Source organism: Streptomyces hygroscopicus subsp. hygroscopicus (assembly GCF_001553455.1).
GTDB classification, from domain to species: Bacteria; Actinomycetota; Actinomycetes; order Streptomycetales; family Streptomycetaceae; genus Streptomyces; species Streptomyces hygroscopicus.
The window spans coordinates 1-2,961 of the sequence record NZ_BBOX01000264.1 but is presented as its reverse complement, the minus strand read 5'-3'; the positions used below and the strand labels follow the sequence as shown (position 1 = coordinate 2,961).

The window sequence follows — 2,961 nt, the reverse complement described above, 5'->3', positions numbered from 1 at the left end:
GCGCCGGGCGCCGCACCGGGGCGAGCTACGCCCCGCCCCCGGCGTTCGCCACCTCCGCATCACGCTCGTACCGGGCACCTGCGCGGGGAGCCCTTTCGGCATTCGAACTGCCGTACTTTAGTACGGGGTTGTCCGCTTTTGTCGACGACTGTGTAACAGCGGTTAGCCCGTGGAGCGGGCGCGGGAATGGCGGGGGCATGAGCCACAACACGCCGCTGTCCCCCCGCCCCCTCCACCACCTCTCGGACGTCCAGCGCCGCGTCCTGACCACACGCCAGCTGCGTGAGCACGGGGTCACCGCGTCCGTCGCCGCGGAGCGCTGCCGGGCCGGCGGGCCCTGGCAGCAGATCCTGCCGGGCGTCCACCTGCTCCACCCCGGCCCGCCGACCAGCGAGGAGCGGCTGCTGGCCGCGCTGCTGTACACCGCGAGCCGGGGCCAGGGGGCCGACGGCGGGGCGCCGGGCGACCGCGGCCCGCGTGACGGGGCGATGATCACCGGGCTGGCCGCGCTCGCCCTGCACCACTTCTCCTCCGCTCCCCCGCTGGCCTCCCTGGACCACGTCGACGTCCTGGTGCCGCGCGCCCGGCGGCTGCGCGCCACCGGCTTCGTCCGCTTCGTCCGGGCCACCACCCTGCCCGGCGCCCAGTACCTCGCCGGGGTGCCCACCGCCCCGGTGGCCCGCGCCCTCGCCGACGCGGTCGCCCGGCTCACCGACGCCGCGCTGGTCCGGGGACTGCTCACCGAGTCCGTGCGCCACGGCCACTGCGAGGCGGCGGCCGTCGTCGCGGAGCTGAGCGCGGCCCGGCTGCTGTCCCGGCCGCATGTCGTGGACGCCGTGGACGCGCTGCTCGCCGAGGGCCGGTCGATCGCCGAGGGGCGGCTGTACGACCTGGTGCGCGGCCACCACCTGCCCGAGCCGCTGTGGAACGTGGAGCTGCGGCTGCCCGGCGGACCCGCCCTCGGCGGGGTGGACGCCTACTGGCGGGAGCAGGCGGTGGCCGTGGAGATCGACGCACGGGCGCCGCGCCAGGACCAGGACGCCTGGCACGGCGGCTCCGGCCGGTCCCGCGAACACCTGGAGCGGCTCGGCATCACGGTCGTGCGGGTCACCCCGAGGAAGCTCCGGGAGTCCCTGGAGGAGCAGGCCGCGGTGGTGCGGACCGCCCTGATCGCGGCGGCCGACCGCGCCCCGGCCTCCTATGTGGTGGTGCTGCCCCGCTGATGCCACTGATGCCGCTGATGCCGCCGGTGCCCCGGGCCCCGGCGCGGGCGGCGGTCACACCTTGCGCAGCAGCAGTTCGGTGTTGCGGTCCGTGGGGTCGCCGGCGAGCTTCTGGCTGACGCCGGGCGCGTTGAAGGAGAGCTCGCGGTACAGGGCCGCCAGACCGGTCTGGGACAGGTCCGAGAAGTCCGTGCGGTGCGGTGCGGCCGACTCGACGAGCGTGGTGAACAGCGAGAGCGTGCCGTCGTGGTTGTCCACCACTTCGATCACCCGCGCCAGCTGGGGGAAGTCCACGTGCGAGGCGGTGGTGATCTCCCAGAAGGTGGAGCGCGGGGTGATCTCGTTCCGGTGGCTGTGGCCGTTGATCCAGGCGAGCACCCGGGGGTGGCGCTGGAGGAGGGCGACGACCTCGTCCCCGCCGTGGCGGGCCTCGCCGGGCCGGGCCGGGTCGCGGTTCTGGTTGTCCAGGCTGCGGCTGTAGTGGTGACTGAAGACGATCACGTAGTCGTCCCGGTGGGCCCTGAGGGTCCGCTCCAGCCAGCGCAGTTGCGCGGTGCCGAGCGAACCGGTGTAGTGGCCGCCCGGGTCGGTGGTGTCCAGGCTGATGCCCACCACGTCGTCGGAGATCCGGAACGCGTAGTAGAGGGTGCCCTGGTCGAGGTTGTCCCGGGTGTAGCCGTGGCCGGCCGGACCGGGGCCGGTGGCGGCCGGGTCGAGATGGGCGGCCAGGTATTCGGCCCGGGTGAAGGGGGCGCGGCGCTCATCGGGGGTGACCGTGCGCATGTCCTTGGTGTGCGCCTCCAGCAGCGCCTTCATCCGCGTGCCCCGGGGGTCGGTCCCCTGGCGCGTCGCCTGGGAGAACCTCTCGGCCTCCGCGGCGGAGATGATCTCCAGTTTGCGCTTCCCGGTGGCGAAGTCCGTGGCGTAGTCACGGCCGAAGGAGTAGACGCCGCCCGCCAGATCGTCGTGGTTGCCGACGGTGGAGTACCACGGCAGCCGCAGTCCGGGGCTGTTGACGGTGCGCAGCGCGGCCTCGAGGAAGCCGTCGAGACGCGGGAAGCCGAGCGCCTTGTCCGCGTCGCGCAGCGCCTGGTCGGGGTGCCAGAACGCCGTGTGCCCGCTGTTCTGGACGCCCTCGTAGTGGCGTGGGTCACCGGTGTTGGGAGTGATCCGGCCGCCGTTCATCACGGCCAGGAACCACTCCAGCTCGATCCTGGCGTTGTTGTCGGTGTTGTCGCCGGTGGTCATGACGAACGACAGCGGCGCCCCGGTGGCCGGTCCGCCGCGCAGACCGTTGATCCGCTCGATGAGCGAGGCGGCCCCGGCGACGGTCAGCGCCTCGTGCGGCCGCCACGCCCCGGGGCGCCCGGCGCGCAGGAACTCGTAGCGCATCGGGTGCTGGACATCGGTCAGGTGCAGATCCGTGAGCTGGACGAACGAGGCGAGGGCGGTGCGCCGGCCGGCGCGGCCGGCCTTGGCGCCGGTGATCTCGGTACGGACCGCACGGGCCCAGGCGGGGCCCGCGGCGAGCCGCCGGTAGCCGGTGGTGCCGCGCGCCGCGGAGAACGCCTCCAGCGTGGTGCCGGCCTTCGAGGGCGCCGCGGGGGCCTGTGCCACCCGGCGGGCCGCGGCGTGCGCGGTGGCGGGCGGGCGGAGGCGGCCGGCCGGACGCCGCCGTCGCCGGGCCCGGACGGACGGACGCCCGACCGACCGGCCGGTCGGCGGCCGGTCGGGTCGG

General features: G+C 74.9%; 2 protein-coding genes. One reads left to right on the top strand and one right to left on the bottom strand.

The annotated features are described in order from the left end of the window. The first annotated feature begins 197 nt into the window (after window positions 1–197). Window positions 198–1,223: a putative endonuclease domain-containing protein gene (locus AXW62_RS25510; protein WP_060946561.1), complete on the top strand. Its 1,026-nt coding sequence runs from the start codon at window positions 198–200 to the stop codon at window positions 1,221–1,223. Between the two features lie 54 nt (window positions 1,224–1,277). Here the strand turns inward: AXW62_RS25510 and AXW62_RS25505 are convergent, their stop codons facing one another. Further along, window positions 1,278–2,840: a TIGR03767 family metallophosphoesterase gene (locus tag AXW62_RS25505; RefSeq protein WP_060946562.1), complete on the bottom strand. Its 1,563-nt coding sequence runs from the start codon at window positions 2,838–2,840 to the stop codon at window positions 1,278–1,280. Between the last annotated feature and the right edge of the window lie 121 nt (window positions 2,841–2,961).

What these genes read in the sequence shown, in the direction of transcription:
- AXW62_RS25510 (WP_060946561.1), top strand. Translation starts at nt 198, where the DNA reads ATGAGCCACAACACGCCGCTGTCCCCCCGCCCCCTCCACCACCTCTCG.